The organism is Rhizobium aureum (assembly GCF_030182495.1).
In the GTDB taxonomy this organism is placed as follows: domain Bacteria; phylum Pseudomonadota; class Alphaproteobacteria; order Rhizobiales; family Rhizobiaceae; genus Rhizobium; species Rhizobium tropici_C.
In genome coordinates, this window is the sequence record NZ_JAQJCI010000011.1 from 1 (window position 1) to 17,722 (window position 17,722).

Consider the following 17,722-nt stretch of genomic DNA (forward strand, 5'->3'; position numbering starts at 1 on the left):
CATGGTCGGGCATCAGATGACCCTCCTCGATCTGGCAGCCTTTCTGCTGTGCCAGCCGACGCAAGAGTTCTCCCAACTCACGCCGCACGTCCCCGTAAAGTCTTTTCGTGCGGTATTTGCTGCCAAAAACAATGTGATACTTGCAGTCCCACGTCGCATGCGAGAGCGTTTGCTCATCCATAAAACCTCCTTGTTCGAAGTCTGGGCCACCCCAGCGGTTCAAGCAGGAGGTCTCTCAACTACCGTGTAGAACTCGTCCAGTCCTCCACCGTAGGTGGAGGTTTATTTATCGATATAATCAAAGGGGCGCCGAATAGGCGCCCGTTTCAATGATATTCAATCAGGCCGTCACGAGGATCGGCGCGCGCTCCGGCACACGATCGTATAGATCGATGACATCCTGGTTCAGCAAGCGGACACAGCCGGAGGATACGGCCTTGCCTATGGAGCGCCAGTCGGGATTGCCGTGCAGGCGGTAAAGCGAATCCTGCTTGTCTTCGAAAATGTAAAGCGCACGCGCGCCGAGCGGATTCTTCAGACCCGGATCCATGCCGCCATTGGCGATGGAATACTTCACAAGCTCCGGCTGACGGGCGACCATTTCGTCCGGCGGGTTCCAGCGCGGCCACTTCTTGCGCCACTGAATGACGCCTCGGCCCTGCCAGGCAAAGCCCTCGCGGCCGACGCCGATGCCATAGCGCATTGCCGTGCCGCCCTGTTCGGTGACGTAAAGCATACGCTCCGTCGTATTGACGACTACGCTACCCGGCGCTTCCCCGGTCGGATCCACGACGCGCTGACGATAAAATCGCCGGTCGATCTGCTCGTAGGGAACCGCGGGGATATGGAAACCGCCATCATCCATGGCTGCATAGATGACGGCCGGATCGGGCTGCTCGCCATCATAGCTGGAGAACCAGGTGCGGAACGGCCTTGGCGAGCCGGTATATTGCACCGGGCTGACGACCGGGCCGTTATCGATGGTGGAGGCGCAGCCGGCGAGCGTCGAAACGGCGCCGATGCCAGCAAGGGCGAGAAAATTACGTCGGGATAGTGATGAAGGCAGACTCATGTCGACAGCATCGTTCCTATTGAAGGGGAGCCAAGAATCCGCAGCACGCGAGCTGATTCGGCTTCCCGAGAGGTTCGCAGAGACAGGAGCAAAACTAAAGAGCGTAGCCGGAGCCCGCTATCGCACTTATGCAACATCACGAAAATTTGTGGTAAATTATCCCTACAGAACGACGATTTCCGTCTTATCAGGCACCCGGTTGTAGAGATCAATCACGTCCTGATTGAGCATGCGGACACAACCCGAGGACGCTGCCTTGCCGATCGATTGCCAATCCGGCGTGCCGTGAACGCGATAAAGCGTGTCCCGCCCATTCTGATAGATATAAAGCGCCCGCGCGCCGAGCGGGTTGGTCGGCCCGGGATTCATGCCGCCGCGCTCCGCCGCCAGCGACTTCATCTGCGGGTCGCGCGCAACCATCTCGGCCGGCGGCGTCCAGCGTGGCCACTTCTGCTTCCACTGGATCATGCCCCTGCCATGCCAGGCATATCCCGCAGCGCCGAGGCCAACACCATAGCGCATGGCCCTGCCGCCCGGCTCGACGAAATAGAGGAAGTGGTTTCGCGTATCGACGACGATGGTGCCGGGCCGCTCATTGGTCTGGTAGTCGACCTCCTGCCGCAGGAAGCGCGGATCGATGCGCTTGTAGGGCACGGCCGGCAGCATGAAATCATCTTCGTTTCGCTGGGCATACATGGCCTGATGCACCGGATTGAAAGTCGGCAGGCCGTAGGTCTGATGGAACTGGGTGCGGAAGAGATCACGCGCCTGCGGCACGGGTTGCACCGGCAGACGCTGCACCTTCTGCGGGTCGATGCCTTCGGGGCGATAGAAGATCGGCGCTGTCTCCTGTGCGAACCGGTCCGGATCTGTCGCACCGGTATCGGGAATGATGCTGCAGGCGGACAATGCCGCCAGAGCGGCAGAGGCGAGCAGGTGACGGGAGGCGGGCAGCAGATCGGCCATCATCGGAAACCAGTTGGGACATATTGGGTCGGCCGCATGATGACTGTTGCGGCTGGAGCGAAGCTGGCGTCATCGTCGAGATATTATCCGGGGCGAGATATTGTCCGGATCGGCCAAACTTCTGTTTTCCCTTGCGCCGTCATGGGTTAGACCATTGCAGGACGGAGGATCGCATGAATATCGACAGTCTCGACCCGGCCATTTTCGATCAGACCGACCGCAAGGGTTGGCTGAAGCTGGTGGAACGGGCGCTGAAAGGCCAGGATTTCGAAGAGACGCTGGTGTCGCGGACCGATGACGGCATTGCCATCGAGCCGCTTTATCAGCGGCGGACCGATGGCACGCCGCTTTCCCGCCAGCAGGCCGATATGCCCTGGACGGTGATCCAGCGCATGGATGATCCAGGCACCGAGCGGGCGCTGGCGCAGCTTGATGACGATCTCGCCAATGGCGCAACCGGCATCTGTCTCGTCTCCAAAACATCCGCTTCCGCCTTCGGCACCGGCATCGACGTGCAAGGCCCAGGCTTTTCCCGCTCACCAGCGGCGATATGGGACAAAGCCGCTGTCCTGCGCTTCGACGGCTTCTCCTCCGGCGCACTCGACGCCCTGGTTTCAGCGACTGCAAATCCGGCTGCCAGAACATTGCATCTCGGTTTCGATGCCTTTTCCTACGATGGAGGACAGGCTTCCTTTGCAAAGGATATCAAGCGCTTCGCCGAGCGCGGCCTCCGTGGCACGATAGTCAACGCCGACGGTCGCGTGGTTCACAATGCCGGCGGCACCGAAGCACAGGAACTGGCTGTCATGGCTGCAAGCCTCGTCGGCCATTTGCGACTGCTAGAGGAGGCGGGCCTTTCGCTGGAGGCAGCGCTTGCGGCAACCAGCCTCTGCCTTTCCGCCGATCAGAACCAGTTCACGACGATGGCAAAGACACGCGCGGCGCGGCTGATCTTCACCCGGATCGCCAAGGCCTGTGGCGTCCCCAATCCGCAGCCGGCGCATCTCTTCGCCGAGACGAGCTATCGCATGCTCACCCACCGCGATCCCGAGACGAATATCCTGCGCAATACGATTGCGGTCTTTTCAGCCGGCGTCGGCGGTGCTGACGAAATCTCCGTCCTGCCGCACAGCCTGACGCACGGCATTCCCGATCCGCTGGCGCGGCGCCTGGCGCGCAACACGCAGACGATCCTCATGGCCGAGAGCCATCTCGATCATGTCGTCGATCCTGCCGTCGGAGCCGGCGGCATCGAGGCATTGACCGATGCACTGGCCGAGCGGGCATGGGATATTTTCACCGATATCGAAAGCAAAGGTGGATTGGCGAAGGTGATCACCAGCGGCGAGCTTGCGGCGATGATTACCGAGGCGCGAGCCGATCGCATCGCCAAGCCGATCGTGGGAACGACGCTGTTTGCGATGAAAACGGAGCGGCCGGTGGTTGTTTTGGGGGCGTCGGGGCCGGTTGCTGGCGGGATGGGGTTGATGCCGGTACGGCTGGATGAGGGGGTGTCATATGGCGACTGCTGAATTCGCGGAGAATGCCCACCCCTCTCTGTCACTTCGTGACATCTCCCCCACAAGGGGGGAGATCGTTTCGTGCCAGCATTTGACCCCAGCGGGAATGCCAACCCGCGCTGCCGCAGGTGCGGTATCTGTTTGGGGCAGAAAGGCCCCGCAAGTTTCTAATCTCCCCCCTTGTGGGGGAGATGTCGCGAAAGCGACAGAGGGGGGTATCAGACTTTCGACGTCCACGGAGGCTTCGAACCCATGACCAAGATTCCCGACTTCGCCACCATCCCCTGGATCAAACCGCAGGCAACCGCGCCGACAACCAACGCCCCAGCCTGGGAAACCCCTGAAGGCATCGCCGTCAAACGCGCCTACGGTGAAAGCGACCTCACCGGCCTGAACTTCCTTGAGACCTATCCCGGCGCGGCACCCTTCGTGCGCGGCCCCTACCCGACGATGTATGTCCAGCAGCCCTGGACCATCCGGCAATATGCCGGCTTCTCGACGGCCGAGGAATCCAATGCCTTCTATCGCCGCAATCTCGCCGCCGGCCAGAAGGGCCTCTCCGTCGCCTTCGATCTTGCTACTCATCGCGGCTATGACAGCGATCACCCGAGGGTATCAGGCGATGTCGGCATGGCGGGCGTCGCAATCGATTCCATCCTCGACATGCGCCAGCTCTTCGACGGCATTCCCCTCGATGAAATGAGCGTGTCGATGACCATGAACGGCGCAGTGCTGCCGATCATGGCGCTCTATATCGTCGCGGCCGAGGAACAGGGCGTCTCCGAGGACAAGCTATCAGGCACGATCCAGAACGATATCCTCAAGGAATTCATGGTCCGCAACACCTATATCTATCCGCCACAGCCCTCCATGCGGATCGTTTCGGACATTTTCAGCTATACCAGCCAGCGAATGCCGAAGTTCAACTCGATCTCGATCTCCGGCTACCATATGCAGGAGGCAGGCGCGACGGCGGATCTGGAGCTCGCCTACACGATCGCCGACGGCATCGAATATGCGCGGGCCGGCGTCGCAGCCGGGCTCGATATCGACAGTTTCGCCCCTCGCCTCTCCTTCTTCTGGGCCGTCGGCATGAATTTCTTCATGGAAGTCGCCAAGATGCGCGCGGGACGGCTGATCTGGGCGGCGCTGATGCAGAAGAATTTTGCGCCGAAGGACCAGAAATCCCTGGCGCTCAGGACCCACAGCCAGACCTCCGGCTGGTCGCTGACGGCACAGGACCCGATGAACAATATCATCCGCACCATGGTCGAGGCGATGGCAGCAACGCAGGGGCATACGCAATCGCTCCATACCAATTCCTTCGACGAGGCGCTGGCCCTGCCGACCGACCATTCCGCCCGCATCGCCCGTAACACGCAGATCCTGCTGCAGAAGGAATCGGGCACGACAGGGATCATCGACCCCTGGGGCGGCTCGGCCTATGTCGAAAGGCTGACTCATGATCTTGCCGCGCGCGCCCTTGCCCATATCGAGGAGGTGGAGGCGCTCGGCGGCATGGCGAAGGCGATCGAGAAGGGCATTCCGAAGCTCAGGATCGAGGAAGCGGCCGCCCGCACGCAGGCACGCATCGACAGCGGTCATCAGACCGTCGTCGGCGTCAATTTTTCCAAGCCGGAGCAGGATATCGAAGTCGATGTGCTGAAGGTCGAGAATTCCGAGGTGCGGGCACGCCAGCTTTCCAAGCTGCAGCAGCTGAAGGGCACCCGCGAGACGGCTGCCGTCGAAACAGCCCTGGATGCCTTAACGGATGCCGCGCGAAACGGCACTGGCAATCTGCTCGATTTTGCCGTCAAGGCGGCAAGAGCGAGAGCCACCGTCGGTGAAATCTCGCTGGCGCTTGAAAAAGCCTATGGCCGTCATGTCGCAGAGATCAGGACCATTTCCGGCGTTTACCGCAAGGAGGTCGGCTCCGAAGATCCCGTCTTCAATGCGGCCGTGGCCAAAGTCGAGGCGTTCCGTAGGGCGCGGGGCGAGAAGCCGCGCATCCTGATCGCCAAGATGGGCCAGGATGGGCACGATCGCGGCCAGAAGGTCATTGCCACGGCCTTTGCCGATCTCGGCTTCGATGTCGTCGTCGGCGCGATGTTCCAGACTCCGGAGGAAGTGGCCGACGTCGCCGTGCGCGAGGGGGTCGACATCGTCGGCGCATCGTCGCTTGCCGCCGGTCATCTGACGCTGGTGCCGGAATTGAAAACTGCGCTCGCGCGCCGCCATGCGGGCAAGGTGCTCATCGCCGTCGGCGGCGTCATTCCGCCACAGGATTTCGCAGCCCTCGAAGCGGCCGGCGCAGACGCGATCTTTCCGCCCGGAACCGTGATCGCGGAGGCGGCAGCGGCGCTGATAGAGAAACTGATGGCGTCAGCGGTTATTTAGACAGCGACACTCCTGAAGAATTCGATGCTCTGCTCGATTTCGCCCGGCAGAGCCGAATTATGGCTGCCCGGCACCGTTGCCATCTCCATCTTTACGCCGGCGGCCGTCGCCCGCTTCGAAAGCAGCGCCAGACGTGAGTCGAAATGGGCTTCCTCGGTGCCATGGAACAGCTTGATCGGGCTCTTGAAGCTGTGCGCATAGCAGAGTGGCGAGCGCATCTGGAATTCGCGCGGGTTCTTGGTGTTGAAGCGGATATCCTGCGGATAGCGGCCGAAGAAGGCATAGGCATCCGGGTTGCCTGATATCGGCGCGACCGCGCGAAAGCGCTTTGTCGACATGGCGGTCAGCATGGCCAGCGTGCCGCCGATACTGTGTCCGGCCAGGAACAGGCGATGTGGATCGACGCCCGGCAGGTGCCGCAGCCGGTTGGAGGCCGCCAGCACATCGGCAACTTCGTCGTAAAAGCCCGAGAAATTGCCCCTCTGCCCGTTCTCCCCGCGCATGGACGGGATCATGACGACATAGCCGGCATCGATATACGGCTTCATCAGCTGCCAGTGCCCTTGGCCGATGGCGTTACCGCCATGCAGGAAAAGCACGGCCGGCTTCGGCTTTGCCGAGCGCGTGTAGCGGGAGACCCAGGCGACGAGTTCCAGCTCGTCACCAACGCCGCTGCGATAGAAAAGCCGATCGGCGGTCGATGGCGTGGCCAGCGGCTCGTAGATATCGGGAGCCGGCCCCTTGCTTAACAGGTCGGTCCGGAACAGATGGCGCTCCTTGGCATAATCGCCGGCAAGCTGCGGCGGCGCATCGGACGCCTTTTCATCGCTGCGGGCAATCTCGCCCTTGGTCTCGGCCGGCTTGCTTCCGGTCGTGCTGTCATCGGCCGCTCTGACGATAGGGGGTGCGAAAAGGGTGGAAGCGATGCCGGCCAGAACCGCACGGCGATTGAGACGGAATAGGTGGTCGTCAGACGTGGTCATAGCTCTGTCCAAATATCCCGGCGCAGCCCAAATCTGCACGGGTCGAAAGGCAAGGCCAACTCACATTGTGGTGAGGAATCGCCCTGCCCTATTCATCGACAACAGGAGCCTTGGCGTCAATCATCGCGATCAAAGTTTCCAGCCTGTCCGCCTCGTAGGGCGGCTTGTCGGGCCGTAGCCTTGCAATGCGGGGAAAACGCATGGCGACGCCCGATTTGTGCCGGCTGGAGCGGTTGATGCCTTCAAAGGCCACTTCGAGCACGAAGCCGAAATCGCGATCGGCGCGCACGGCCCGCACCGGGCCGAAACGATCGACAGTATTGTTGCGCACGAACTTATCGAGCACCTCCAGCTCGGCATCGGTGAAGCCGAAATAGGCCTTGCCGACAGGCACGAGCTGCTCGCCCTCCGACGTCGTCGCCCAGACGCCGAAGGTGAAATCGGAGTAGTAACTGGAGCGCTTGCCATGGCCGCGCTGCGCGTACATCAAAACGGCATCGACATTATAAGGATCCCGCTTCCACTTGAACCAAGGCCCCTTGGCCCGGCCGGCGAGATAGGAACTGTCCTTGCGCTTGATCATTACGCCCTCGATCACCGGATCGGGCGGCGCGGTGCGCAATCGGTCGAGCTCCTCCCAGGAGGAGAAATCGACGAGCGGCGACAGATCGAAACGATCATGCGGTGCCGCGTCGATGATGTCAGTCAGCCGCTCGCGCCGATCGAGGAAGCCGCGGGCACGCACATCCTCGGCGCCATCGAACAGAAGATCGTAAGCACGGATGAAGGCCGGAAACTCCTCCAGCATCTTTGCGGTGACGGTCTTGCGGTTGAGGCGCTGCTGCAAGTCGGAAAAGCTGCGTGTCGGGCTATTGGAGCGAACGGTGCCGCCGACCAGCAGCTCGCCATCCATGACGCCCTCGAAATTCATGGCGTCCACAACGTCGGGAAAGGCGCCGGATATGTCGTCGCCGGAGCGCGAATAGAGCTTGCTCGTCTCCCCGGAGCGTGAAAGCTGGACGCGGATGCCATCCCATTTCCATTCGGCGGCGAAATCCCGCGAGTCGAGCCCATCGAGATCGCCAGGTTCCACCGGGTTGGCCAGCATGACGGAATGGAAGATCGCCGGCGTCGCCAGGATCGGCTTCTCAGCCTCCCCCGCAAGCCAGCGAAACAGGTTTTCATAGGGCGGCTGCAGGCCGTGCCACAGCGTTTCGATCTCGGTGACGTCCTTGCTGCCAAGCTCGGCGAGCGCCTGCTTGGCGAGGCGTGCCGAAACGCCGATGCGCAGCGCACCGGTCGCGAGCTTCAGGAAGGCGAAACGGCCCGACGTATCCAGCCGGTCCAGTAGATCGCGGACGAAACTGCGCACCTCGGTCCGCCCCAGCGCGTTCATGCTGCGAACGACGTCGCCGAGCTTCGGCTGCTCGCCGGCAGGGCGCTCTATATCGCTCTCCCTATCCCAGACCAGCGAGATCGTCTCGGCAAGATCGCCGACATAATCGTAGGAATAGCGGAACAGCACCTCGTCCATGCGCTCGAGAACGAGCTCGCGCAGCATTGCGGGCTTGACATTGCGCACTTCGAGCGTGCCGGCGATGGCGGCCAGACCATAGCCGCGGTCCGGATCGGGCGTGTCGCGAAAATAATCGGTCAACAGCTTCAGCTTGCCGTTGCGGCTCGGCGTCAGCACCAGGCGGTCGAGAAGGTCGGCAAAGGCTTTCATCAATCGCCCTCGTCTTCATAGCCGATGAGATGCAGCGGCTTGGCGGCGATGCCCTGCAGCTCGCACCAGCGCACGAGCGCCTCTTCGCGGCCGTGGGTGACCCAGACCTCGCTCGGCTTCAAGTCGGAGATCGTCTCGGTCAGTTCGGGCCAGTCGCAATGATCGGAGATCACAAGCGGCAGCTCGACGCCGAGCTGCTTGGCGCGCTGGCGCACCATCATCCAGCCGGAGGCGAATGCCGGCAGCGGGTCATGGAGCCGCCTCGCCCAGCGATCCTGGAAAGCGGAGGGTGGGCCGACGACGACGGCGCCATGGAAGATCGACTGATCCCGGCTTTCTATGGTGGCCGGTTTGAGTTCGCCGAGTTCGATGCCCTGGCTGACATAGTAGTCGCACAGCGTTTCGAGCGCACCGTGAATATAGATCGGCTTGTCATAGCCGGCATCGCGCAGCAGACGGGTGACGCGCTGTGCCTTGCCGAGCGCATAGGCACCGATCAGATGCGTTCGTTCGGGGAATTGGCAAAGCGAGGCCAGAAACTTCCGCGTCTCGGCCATGGGATCGGGATGGTGGAAGACCGGCAGCCCGAATGTCGCCTCGGTGATGAAGACGTCACAGGGAACCGGCACATAGGCTGCACAGGTCGGATCCGGCCGGCGCTTGTAATCCCCCGAAACGACGATGCGCAGCCCATCCTTCTCCACCGCGATCTGCGCGGAGCCGAGCACATGGCCGGCAGGATGGAACTGCACCTTGACGCCGTTGATCGTCACCTCCTCGCCGAAGCCGATCGCCTGTTCCGAGCCGGCAAAACCGTCGCCATAGCGAATACGCATGATATCGAGCGTCTGCCGAGTGGCGAGCACATGCGCGTGGCCGGAGCGGGCGTGATCCGAATGGCCATGCGTGACGAGTGCGCGACCGACCGGCTGCACGGGATCGATATAGAAGCCGCCAATCGGACAGAACAGGCCCTCTGGCGCCGGATAAAGCAGTTGATCGGGTCTCATGACTATGAGGATAGCGCGATTTGCACGATTAGGTAGCGACGACGGCAGCTTTTTGATCGAATCCGCGTGTCGGTTGCCGATCCGGAAGGTCGAAAACCAGGACATCCTCGCAATAGGGCTTCGCCTTCGCCACGACGACACCGTTCGGATCGACGATGGCGCTGCTGCCATAGCTCACCCAGCCGTCGTCGTTGCTGCCGACCACATCCGACGCCATCACCCAGCAGCCCGTATGCCTGGCACATATCTGCAGGCCCGAAATGCCCGGCTTGTGCCACAGCTCGGCTTTGTGAGGTCGGAGCATGAGATTGATGGGGTTGCAGATGATCCCCGCTCCCTTTCTGGCCAGTCGCGCCGCGGTATAGGGATATCTGAGATCGGCGCAGATATTGATGCCGAAGCGCCAATGCCCTTCCTCCCACACGGGGAAATCCTTTCCGGGGGTGCAGCCCTTTTCAAGCGGATGCGCCTTGGCATAGACCCCGATCGTCCGGCCCGACTTGGCGACGATGGCGCTATTGTAGATCGCATCGCCTCTCCTCTCGAAAAGGCCAACAATCGCCGTCGTCCCCCCGGCAGCGAAGCGGGCGACAAGAGCGTTCAGATACGGATCATCCAGAGAAAGCGCGCGGCGTTTGGCAACGGATTTATCATAGCTATGCCCCTGCAGATAACATTCGGGAAAAAGGGCGAGATCGATGCCCTGCTCTTCCGCCCAGGCCAGATCGCGCGCCAAAACCTCGGCCGCCTGCTCGACGGCGTCGAAGAGTGCCAGACGTTGAAAGGCCGCGATCCGCATGCCGCAGGGGTAACATGCGCGGCGAGTCGCCCCTAGCGCGAATGGATCGGACGCAGGGCATCGTCCGTGCCGGACCGGTAAATAAAATAGAAAAACGACGGGGCCTAGCCGGCCGAAAACATTTGAAGAGCGGCCTCTGTATCAAAACGACACAGACAGGCCTGGCATGATTTCTGCTTCATCGGCATAATTCCCGGAGCTCACAATGATCCAACGCCGCGCCTTCATCGCTTCCCTCGCCGCTTCGGCAGCGGCTGGCCTGCTTGCGCCCCGCGTTGTTGCCGCGTCGCTGGCCAAGATGACGGGTGCCGAGCTGCGGGGGCCGATCGATGCCATTGCGCTGAAGACGACGCCGGGAACCAGCGACGTCATGAGCGGCAAGCTGCAGGCGATGATCGACAATGCGGCGCGCAACAACATGCCGCTTTTCCTGCCACCAGGCACCTACAACATCTCCAACCTGACACTCCCTAATAATACGTGCATCAGAGGTGTTCCCGGCGCTTCGCGGCTGGTCTATAGCGGCGACGGCCATTTGATGAATGCGGACAAGGCCAGACGCATCGAGCTTTCCGGCCTTGTGCTCGATGGCGGCAATCGCTGGCTTGCCGATTATGCAGGCGGCCTCCTGCAATTTACCGGTGTCGACGAGGTGCTGATCGACAATTGCGAAGTTACCGGCAGCCGCAAGCATGCGCTGCAGCTCGAACGCTGCGGCGGCCGGATCGAGCGCAGCCGCATCTCCGGAGCGGCGGAAGCCGGGATCTATTCCGTCCAGTCGGCCGGTTTGACGGTGACAGGCAATCGCGTCGAGGATTGCGGCAATGGCGGCATCCTGATCCATCGCTGGGAAAAGGCCGAGGATGGCAGCAGCGTCACCGGCAACCGCATTGCCCGCATTCGCGCCAATGGCGGCGGCACCGGCCAGAACGGCAACGGCATCAATGTTTTCCGCGCCGATGGCGTGACGGTTTCGGGTAACCAGATCGCGGATTGCGCCTTCACCGCCGTCCGCGCCAACTCGGCATCGAATGTGCAGATCTCGAACAATCAGTGCCTGCGCTCAGGCGAGACGGCCATCTACTGCGAATTCGAGTTCATTGGCGCCACGATCGACAACAACCTGATCGATGGCGCCGCCAACGGCATTTCGGTCACCAATTTCGATAGGGGCGGCAGGCTCGCCTCGGTGACGGGCAATGTCATCCGCAACCTCTCGCTCACCGCACCCTACGCGCAAGATGGCGGCTTTGGCATCGGCATCTCGGCCGAAGCCGATACGCTTGTTGCCGATAATGTCATCGAGAATGCACCGCTCTGGGGCTTGAGGCTCGGCTGGGGTCAATATCTCCGCGACGTCGTCGCGACAGGCAATATCGTCCGACATGCCGGCATCGGCTGCGTGGTCTCGGTCGCCGACGGCGCCGGCTCCGCGGTGATTGCTGGCAATCTCTTTCAGGAGATGCAGCACGCCGCGATCATGGGCTTCCGCTGGGACAAGCCGGCATCGAGCGAGCTGATCAAGGGAAGCATGCAGTTTCCGCAGCTGACCATCGAAAACAACAAACTCGTTTAGGCCGACCGCCAGTTCGGCTGCCGCTTTTCGAAGAAGGCGGTGACGCCCTCCTTCGCCTCCTCGGTCTCCCAGGCATCGGCCAATTGCTCGACGACGTGATCGATCATGCCGTCGGTGATCGGCCTGCCGACGGAGCGAGCCAGGGCCTTGGCGCGGGCGGCCGCCTGCGGCGACGCCGCCAGGAAATGGCGGACCTCCGCTTCCACGGCTTCATCCAGCGCCTCTTCCGCCACGACCCGCGACAAGAGGCCGGCGGCATGCGCCTGCCAGGCATCGATGATCTTGCCGGAGAGGAAGAGCGGACGGGCATTCGTCTCGCCGATCCGGGCGATGATATAAGGGCTGATGGTGGCGGGAATGATGCCAAGGCGCACCTCAGTCAGGCCGAAGCGGGCGGTCGATGCCGATATCACCATGTCGCAGACACTGAGGATGCCGATGCCGCCACCGAAGGCATTGCCATGGACACGGGCGACCAGTGGCTTGGGCAGCTCGTTCAGTGCCTTGAACAACGTGGCAAGCCGCCGCGCCTCGACCATGCGTCCGGCGCGCGTTGTGTCGAATTGGTCGCGCATCCAGCCGAGGTCGCCGCCTGCGCAGAAGCTCGCACCCTCGCCGGTGAGCACGACGACCCTCACCGCCTTGTCGCGGGCGAGATCGTGCGTTGCCGCCGTCAAGGCATCGATCATTTCAGCCGACAGGGCGTTGTGCTTTTCGGCGCGCGCCAACGTGAGATGGGCAACACCGCGGTCATCGGTAGTGATGCGGATCGTTTGCGATGTCATGAGGTGCTCCTGAGGCTGCGGGCAAAGGCGGCGGCGCGGGCAAGTTTTTCATCGTCGAGGCCGGTCTCGAAGCCGTGCAGCGCCAGATAGTGGTGAACCGCCACGGTATCGACATTGCCCTTCGCGCCGGGGGCGAAGGGGCAGCCGCCAAGACCGCCGGCGGCAGCGTCGAACACCCGCAGACCCCGGTCGAGAGCGACACCGATATTGTCCAATGCCCGGCCTGACGTATCGTGAAAATGGCCGGCCAGCATGGCGGCGGGGAGTTCGGCAAGAACGGCCTCCAGCATTCTGTCCACGGCCTCCGGTTCGCCTCTGCCGATCGTGTCGCCAAGGCTGATCTCATGGCAGCCGAGCGCCTGCAATTGCCGGGCAACGCTCACGACGTTTTGCGGCGGCACGGCGCCCTCATAGGGGCATTCGGCGACGCAACTGACATAGCCCCGCAACGGAATGCCGCGATCCCTGCTGGCTGCCGCGACCGGCCGGAAGCGTTCGATGCTTTCGGCGATCGAGCAATTGATATTGCGCATGGAGAAGGCTTCGGATGCTGAGGCGAAGATCGCCACCTCATCGGCACCGGCGGCAAGTGCTGCCTCAAAACCCTGCATGTTGGGTGCCAGCGCTGCGTAGCGGACACCGGAATGCCGCTTTATCCCGGCCATGACCGCGGCGGCATCGGCAAGCTGCGGCACCCATTTCGGACTGACGAAGCTGGTGACCTCGATGCGCTCGAAACCGCAATCGGAGAGCAGATCCACCAGCTCGATCTTGCGCGCGGTATCGACCGGCTTTTTCTCATTCTGCAGGCCGTCGCGCGGCGCCATTTCGACGATGGTGACCTGATTGGAAAGCTTCTCGGTCATGCCGCGTCCTCCGGTCGAAGCGAGAGAAGCACGGCGCTTTCGCTGGTCTGATCCCCCTCGCCGACATGCAGGCTTTCGACAATGCCGTCGCGCGCCGCCGAAAGCGTCAGCTCCATCTTCATGGCTTCCATGATGATCAGCGCCTGCCCCTTCGCCACCGCGTCGCCCTCGCGCACGCGGACGATCTTGACGAGACCGGGCATCGGCGCAATGACGCGATCATCGCCGCTAGCAGCCTCCTCCGCGCCGTCAAGCGGATCGAGCCGGTGGAAATGATGGGTGTGCCCGTCGAGGAACAATGTCAGGCCCGCCGATGTTGCGAAGATATCGACATGGGTCTGCCGGCCGTCGATTTCGACACGCCGGGCAACATCATCGTCTTCGAAGAGACGGACGAGAATGGAGCGATCTTCGAAGGCGACACTGAAAAACATCCGACCCTTTGCAGTCACCCGGCAATTCTTATGGCTGCCGGCAAAGTGCAGCGTAACTGGACGGCTTGCTTCGCCCCAAAGCTGCCAGGCGCCGAGCGAATGCCAGGGATCGTTGCCAGCGGTTTCAGCAAAGCCGCCCGCCTCGACAACGGCGGCGATGGCAAGGGCTGCGTCATCGGGCTGCTGCGTCGCGGTCAGCGCTTCCGCGTTTCGGTCGATCAGTCCGGTATCCGGACGGCCGGCGGCGAAATCCGACTGGCGGCTGAGCCGTATGAGAAAATCCAGATTGGTCGTGGTCCCGGCGACCTGCGCCTGCTCCAATCCGCGCGTGAGCTTCGCCAAAGCAGCGGCGCGATCCGGGGCGTGCACCGTCAGCTTTGCGATCAGCGGATCGTAGTGCGGAGTGATGCTGTCGCCCTCGCGCACGCCCGCGTCGATGCGGACATCGCCTTCGGGAAAGCGAAGGCGGGAAAGCGTGCCGGTTGCCGGCAGGAAGCCGCGCGAGGGGTCTTCGGCATAGATACGGGCTTCGACAGCCCAACCGTTTATGGTGAGCTCACCTTGCGTTTTCGGCAGCGGCTCGCCGCTCGCCACGCGCAATTGCCACTCCACCAGATCGACGCCGGCGATCGCCTCGGTGACGGGGTGTTCGACCTGCAGGCGGGTATTCATTTCCATAAAGAAGAAGCGATCCGGCGACAGACCGTCGGAAACATCGGCGATGAATTCGACGGTACCGGCGCCGCGATAATCGATGGCGCGGGCGGCGCGAACCGCCGCTTCGCCCATGGCGCTACGCATCTCCTCTGTCATGCCGGGCGCCGGCGCCTCCTCGATCACCTTCTGGTGCCGGCGCTGCAGCGAACAATCGCGCTCGAAGAGGTGCACGACATTGCCCTGGCTGTCGCCGAACACCTGGATCTCGATATGGCGCGGCTTGACGAGATATTTTTCGATGAGCACGGCATCGTCGCCGAAAGCGGATTTCGCCTCGCGCTTTGCCGCCTGCAGCGAGGCGTCGAAATCCTCCAGCCGGTCGACGCGGCGCATGCCCTTGCCGCCGCCGCCCGCCCGCGCCTTGATGAGAATGGGAAAGCGGATGTTATCAGCTTGCTCGGTAAGAAAGCCGGGATCCTGCCTATCGCCATGATAGCCGGGAACGACGGGCACGCCGGCCCGCTCCATCAGCGCCTTGGCCGCATCCTTGAGCCCCATGGCTCGGATCGAGGCCGGCGACGGACCGATGAAGACGAGACCAGCGGCCTCGACCGCCCCGGCGAAATCGGCATTTTCCGAGAGAAAGCCGTAACCAGGATGGATGGCCTCTGCGCCGGCCCGCTTTGAGGCGGCAATGATCTTCTCTTTCGAAAGATAGCTTTCGCTCGCAGCCGCCGGGCCGATATGAACGCCCTCGTCGGCCAGCGCCACGTGCAGCGCATCCCGATCGGCGTCGGAAAAGACGGCGACCGTGCGGATGCCCAGGCGCCTTGCGGTGTGGATGACCCGACAGGCGATTTCCCCGCGATTGGCGATCAGTATCTTCGAAAACATCGGCTGACCCTATTGCGCGGCAATGACTTCGACTTCAAGCAGCCAGGCCTTGTCGAAAATGCCGGCAATCACGACAGTCATCGCCGGCGCGAGCGAGCCGAGATATTCGCTGCGGATCTCGCGGTTCTCCATCGTGTGATGACGGTCGGCGAGAAAAGTCGTGACCTTGACGATGTCGTCCTTCGTCATGCCGGCCGCCTTCAATTGAGCGTCGATATTGTGCCAGACCTGGCGGGCCTGCGCCTGAAAGCCTTCCGGCAGGGTGTCGTCGACATCGGTCGGAATCTGGCCGCTGATGAAAAGCAATCGCTCGAAATTCTCCAGCTTCACGGCCTGTGCGTAGCCGCCGCGGGGCTGCGGCGCATTCTTGGCATTGATGGCATCGCGTTTCATCTCCATCTCCTCACATCCTGAACAGACCGAAGCGTGTGTCTTCGATCGGCGCGTTAAGTGCTGCTGAAAGCGAAAGAGCCAGCACATCGCGGCTCTTGCGCGGATCGATAATGCCATCGTCCCAGAGGCGGGCCGATGCATAGAGCGGGTGGCTCTGGGTCTCGAACATCCTGAGTGTCGGCGCCTTGAAGGCGGCCTCTTCCTCTTTCGTCCAGGGCTTGCCGGCACGGGCCAGCGCCTCGCCGCGTACGGTGGAGAGCACGCCCGCCGCCTGTTCCCCGCCCATGACCGATATGCGGCTGTTGGGCCAGGTCCAGAGGAAGCGCGGTGAATAGGCGCGACCGGCCATGCCGTAATTGCCAGCACCGAAGGAGCCGCCGATCAGCATGGTGATCTTCGGAACCTTGGTCGTAGCCACGGCCGTCACCAGCTTGGCGCCGTTCTTGGCGATGCCCTCGGTTTCGTATTTGCGGCCGACCATGAACCCGGTGATGTTCTGCAGGAAGACCAGCGGGATCTTGCGCTGCGAGCAAAGCTCGACGAAATGCGCGCCCTTCAGCGCCGACTCCGAGAAGAGAACGCCGTTGTTGGCTATGATGCCGACTGGGATGCCATGGATGTGAGCGAAGCCGCAGACCAGCGTCGTACCGTAGCGCGCCTTGAACTCATCGAGGCAGGAGCCGTCCACCATACGGGCGATGACCTCGCGTACGTCATATGGCGTGCGCAGGTCGGAGGGGACGATGCCGAGAATATCCTCGGGATCGTAGAGTGGTGCCTCGGGCGTCCGAAGCTCGACACTCTCGGGTTTGCGGCGGTTGAGATTGGCGACCGCCTGCCGGGCCAGCGCAAGCGCATGGGCGTCGTCACGCGCCAGATAATCGGCAACCCCGGAAAGGCGCGTATGCACATCGCCGCCACCGAGATCTTCGGCCGAGACCACTTCCCCGGTCGCCGCCTTGACCAGCGGCGGACCGGCGAGAAAGATCGTACCCTGCTTCTCGACGATGATGGCTTCATCCGACATGGCCGGTACATAGGCGCCACCCGCGGTGCAGGACCCCATGACGACGGCGATTTGCGGAATGCCCGCCGCTGACATATTGGCCTGATTGTAGAAGATGCGGCCGAAATGATCGCGATCGGGAAACACCTCGTCCTGGTTCGGCAGGTTGGCGCCGCCGGAATCGACGAGGTAGATGCAGGGCAGATTGTTCTCGGCCGCGATCTCCTGCGCACGCAGATGCTTCTTCACCGTGATCGGATAATAGGTACCACCTTTGACCGTGGCATCGTTGCAGACGATCATGCAATCGCGGCCGGAAACGCGGCCTATACCGGCGATCAGGCCGGCACCCGGCGCCTCGCCGCCATAGAGACCATGAGCGGCAGTCGTCCCGATTTCCAGAAACGGCGTGGCGGGATCGATCAGGCCGGCGACGCGATCGCGCGGCAGCATCTTGCCACGGCTGACATGGCGCTCGCGCGCCTGCGCCCCTCCGCCTTCCGCCGCCTGCGACGCCGCAGCCTCAGCGACGCCGATCGCCTCCAGCATGGCGGCGCGATTGTCGCGGAAGCGATCCGTATGCGTCGATATCTCTGACTTCAGGACGGTCATGCGGCCTCGCGGATCGAGTAAAATGG

At 62.4% G+C, this 17,722-nt stretch carries 15 protein-coding genes; 3 read left to right on the forward strand and 12 right to left on the reverse strand.

The window, feature by feature from the left end; genetic code table 11:
- The 3 genes from tnpA to PH552_RS22300 form a co-directional block, all read right to left on the reverse strand.
- Positions 1–181 (reverse strand): IS200/IS605 family transposase (gene tnpA, locus PH552_RS22290; RefSeq protein ID WP_285166204.1); only part of this gene is annotated, 181 nt, incomplete at its 3' end.
- Positions 182–340: 159 nt separating this feature from the next.
- Positions 341–1,072, reverse strand: a complete 732-nt coding sequence (locus tag PH552_RS22295; protein ID WP_112340300.1) for a L,D-transpeptidase family protein — start codon at positions 1,070–1,072, stop codon at positions 341–343.
- Between the two features lie 162 nt (positions 1,073–1,234).
- Positions 1,235–2,041: a L,D-transpeptidase gene (locus PH552_RS22300; RefSeq protein WP_112340299.1), complete on the reverse strand. Its 807-nt coding sequence runs from the start codon at positions 2,039–2,041 to the stop codon at positions 1,235–1,237.
- A 170-nt stretch (positions 2,042–2,211) separates the two neighbouring features.
- Here PH552_RS22300 and PH552_RS22305 point away from each other — a divergent pair, with 170 nt between their 5' ends.
- On the forward strand, positions 2,212–3,570 hold the full coding sequence (locus tag PH552_RS22305) for a methylmalonyl-CoA mutase family protein (RefSeq protein ID WP_183763321.1): 1,359 nt from the start codon (positions 2,212–2,214) through the stop codon (positions 3,568–3,570).
- Between the two features lie 240 nt (positions 3,571–3,810).
- Positions 3,811–5,955 carry a methylmalonyl-CoA mutase gene (gene scpA, locus PH552_RS22310; RefSeq protein WP_113251060.1) on the forward strand — a complete coding sequence of 715 codons (2,145 nt, stop codon included), beginning with the start codon at positions 3,811–3,813 and terminating at the stop codon, positions 5,953–5,955.
- On the opposite strand, the gene PH552_RS22315 is transcribed toward scpA, so the two are convergent.
- The 4 genes from PH552_RS22315 to PH552_RS22330 form a co-directional block, all read right to left on the reverse strand.
- On the reverse strand, positions 5,952–6,938 hold the full coding sequence (locus PH552_RS22315; protein WP_113251061.1) for an alpha/beta hydrolase family protein: 987 nt from the start codon (positions 6,936–6,938) through the stop codon (positions 5,952–5,954). The two genes, scpA and PH552_RS22315, sit on opposite strands and share 4 nt — an antisense overlap.
- A gap of 88 nt (positions 6,939–7,026) precedes the next feature.
- Positions 7,027–8,664 carry a cisplatin damage response ATP-dependent DNA ligase gene (locus PH552_RS22320; RefSeq protein WP_183763319.1) on the reverse strand — a complete coding sequence of 546 codons (1,638 nt, stop codon included), beginning with the start codon at positions 8,662–8,664 and terminating at the stop codon, positions 7,027–7,029.
- Positions 8,664–9,674 carry a ligase-associated DNA damage response exonuclease gene (locus PH552_RS22325; RefSeq protein WP_183763317.1) on the reverse strand — a complete coding sequence of 337 codons (1,011 nt, stop codon included), beginning with the start codon at positions 9,672–9,674 and terminating at the stop codon, positions 8,664–8,666. The genes PH552_RS22320 and PH552_RS22325 overlap by 1 nt, the downstream gene beginning before the upstream one ends.
- Positions 9,675–9,702: 28 nt before the next feature.
- The gene (locus tag PH552_RS22330; RefSeq protein ID WP_113251064.1) at positions 9,703–10,473 is read right to left on the reverse strand and encodes a carbon-nitrogen hydrolase family protein; all 771 of its coding nucleotides are present in this window, start codon (positions 10,471–10,473) and stop codon (positions 9,703–9,705) included.
- A gap of 205 nt (positions 10,474–10,678) precedes the next feature.
- Here PH552_RS22330 and PH552_RS22335 point away from each other — a divergent pair, with 205 nt between their 5' ends.
- Positions 10,679–12,049 (forward strand): TIGR03808 family TAT-translocated repetitive protein, encoded by a 1,371-nt coding sequence (locus tag PH552_RS22335; protein WP_113251065.1) that lies wholly within the window; start codon positions 10,679–10,681, stop codon positions 12,047–12,049.
- Here the strand turns inward: PH552_RS22335 and PH552_RS22340 are convergent.
- The 5 genes from PH552_RS22340 to PH552_RS22360 are packed head-to-tail and all read right to left on the reverse strand — an operon-like array spanning position 12,046 to position 17,696.
- Positions 12,046–12,834 carry a crotonase/enoyl-CoA hydratase family protein gene (locus PH552_RS22340; RefSeq protein ID WP_113251066.1) on the reverse strand — a complete coding sequence of 263 codons (789 nt, stop codon included), beginning with the start codon at positions 12,832–12,834 and terminating at the stop codon, positions 12,046–12,048. The genes PH552_RS22335 and PH552_RS22340 overlap by 4 nt on opposite strands.
- Complete coding sequence (locus tag PH552_RS22345) at positions 12,831–13,700, reverse strand: hydroxymethylglutaryl-CoA lyase (protein ID WP_112340291.1); 870 nt, start codon at positions 13,698–13,700, stop codon at positions 12,831–12,833. The genes PH552_RS22340 and PH552_RS22345 overlap by 4 nt, the downstream gene beginning before the upstream one ends.
- Positions 13,697–15,685, reverse strand: a complete 1,989-nt coding sequence (locus PH552_RS22350) for an acetyl/propionyl/methylcrotonyl-CoA carboxylase subunit alpha (RefSeq protein ID WP_112340290.1) — start codon at positions 15,683–15,685, stop codon at positions 13,697–13,699. The genes PH552_RS22345 and PH552_RS22350 overlap by 4 nt, the downstream gene beginning before the upstream one ends.
- Before the next feature lie 9 nt (positions 15,686–15,694).
- Positions 15,695–16,078 carry a RidA family protein gene (locus tag PH552_RS22355; protein ID WP_112340289.1) on the reverse strand — a complete coding sequence of 128 codons (384 nt, stop codon included), beginning with the start codon at positions 16,076–16,078 and terminating at the stop codon, positions 15,695–15,697.
- Positions 16,079–16,088: 10 nt separating this feature from the next.
- The gene (locus PH552_RS22360; protein WP_112340288.1) at positions 16,089–17,696 is read right to left on the reverse strand and encodes a carboxyl transferase domain-containing protein; all 1,608 of its coding nucleotides are present in this window, start codon (positions 17,694–17,696) and stop codon (positions 16,089–16,091) included.
- Between the last annotated feature and the right edge of the window lie 26 nt (positions 17,697–17,722).

Bases quoted from the DNA above. Each gene is read 5' to 3' on its own strand.
- PH552_RS22295 (WP_112340300.1), bottom strand. From the start codon at position 1,072: ATGAGTCTGCCTTCATCACTATCCCGACGTAATTTTCTCGCCCTTGCT.
- PH552_RS22300 (WP_112340299.1), bottom strand. From the start codon at position 2,041: ATGATGGCCGATCTGCTGCCCGCCTCCCGTCACCTGCTCGCCTCTGCC.
- PH552_RS22305 (WP_183763321.1), top strand. From the start codon at position 2,212: ATGAATATCGACAGTCTCGACCCGGCCATTTTCGATCAGACCGACCGC.
- scpA (WP_113251060.1), top strand. From the start codon at position 3,811: ATGACCAAGATTCCCGACTTCGCCACCATCCCCTGGATCAAACCGCAG.
- PH552_RS22315 (WP_113251061.1), bottom strand. From the start codon at position 6,938: ATGACCACGTCTGACGACCACCTATTCCGTCTCAATCGCCGTGCGGTT.
- PH552_RS22320 (WP_183763319.1), bottom strand. From the start codon at position 8,664: ATGAAAGCCTTTGCCGACCTTCTCGACCGCCTGGTGCTGACGCCGAGC.
- PH552_RS22325 (WP_183763317.1), bottom strand. From the start codon at position 9,674: ATGAGACCCGATCAACTGCTTTATCCGGCGCCAGAGGGCCTGTTCTGT.
- PH552_RS22330 (WP_113251064.1), bottom strand. From the start codon at position 10,473: ATGCGGATCGCGGCCTTTCAACGTCTGGCACTCTTCGACGCCGTCGAG.
- PH552_RS22335 (WP_113251065.1), top strand. From the start codon at position 10,679: ATGATCCAACGCCGCGCCTTCATCGCTTCCCTCGCCGCTTCGGCAGCG.
- PH552_RS22340 (WP_113251066.1), bottom strand. From the start codon at position 12,834: ATGACATCGCAAACGATCCGCATCACTACCGATGACCGCGGTGTTGCC.
- PH552_RS22345 (WP_112340291.1), bottom strand. From the start codon at position 13,700: ATGACCGAGAAGCTTTCCAATCAGGTCACCATCGTCGAAATGGCGCCG.
- PH552_RS22350 (WP_112340290.1), bottom strand. From the start codon at position 15,685: ATGTTTTCGAAGATACTGATCGCCAATCGCGGGGAAATCGCCTGTCGG.
- PH552_RS22355 (WP_112340289.1), bottom strand. From the start codon at position 16,078: ATGAAACGCGATGCCATCAATGCCAAGAATGCGCCGCAGCCCCGCGGC.
- PH552_RS22360 (WP_112340288.1), bottom strand. From the start codon at position 17,696: ATGACCGTCCTGAAGTCAGAGATATCGACGCATACGGATCGCTTCCGC.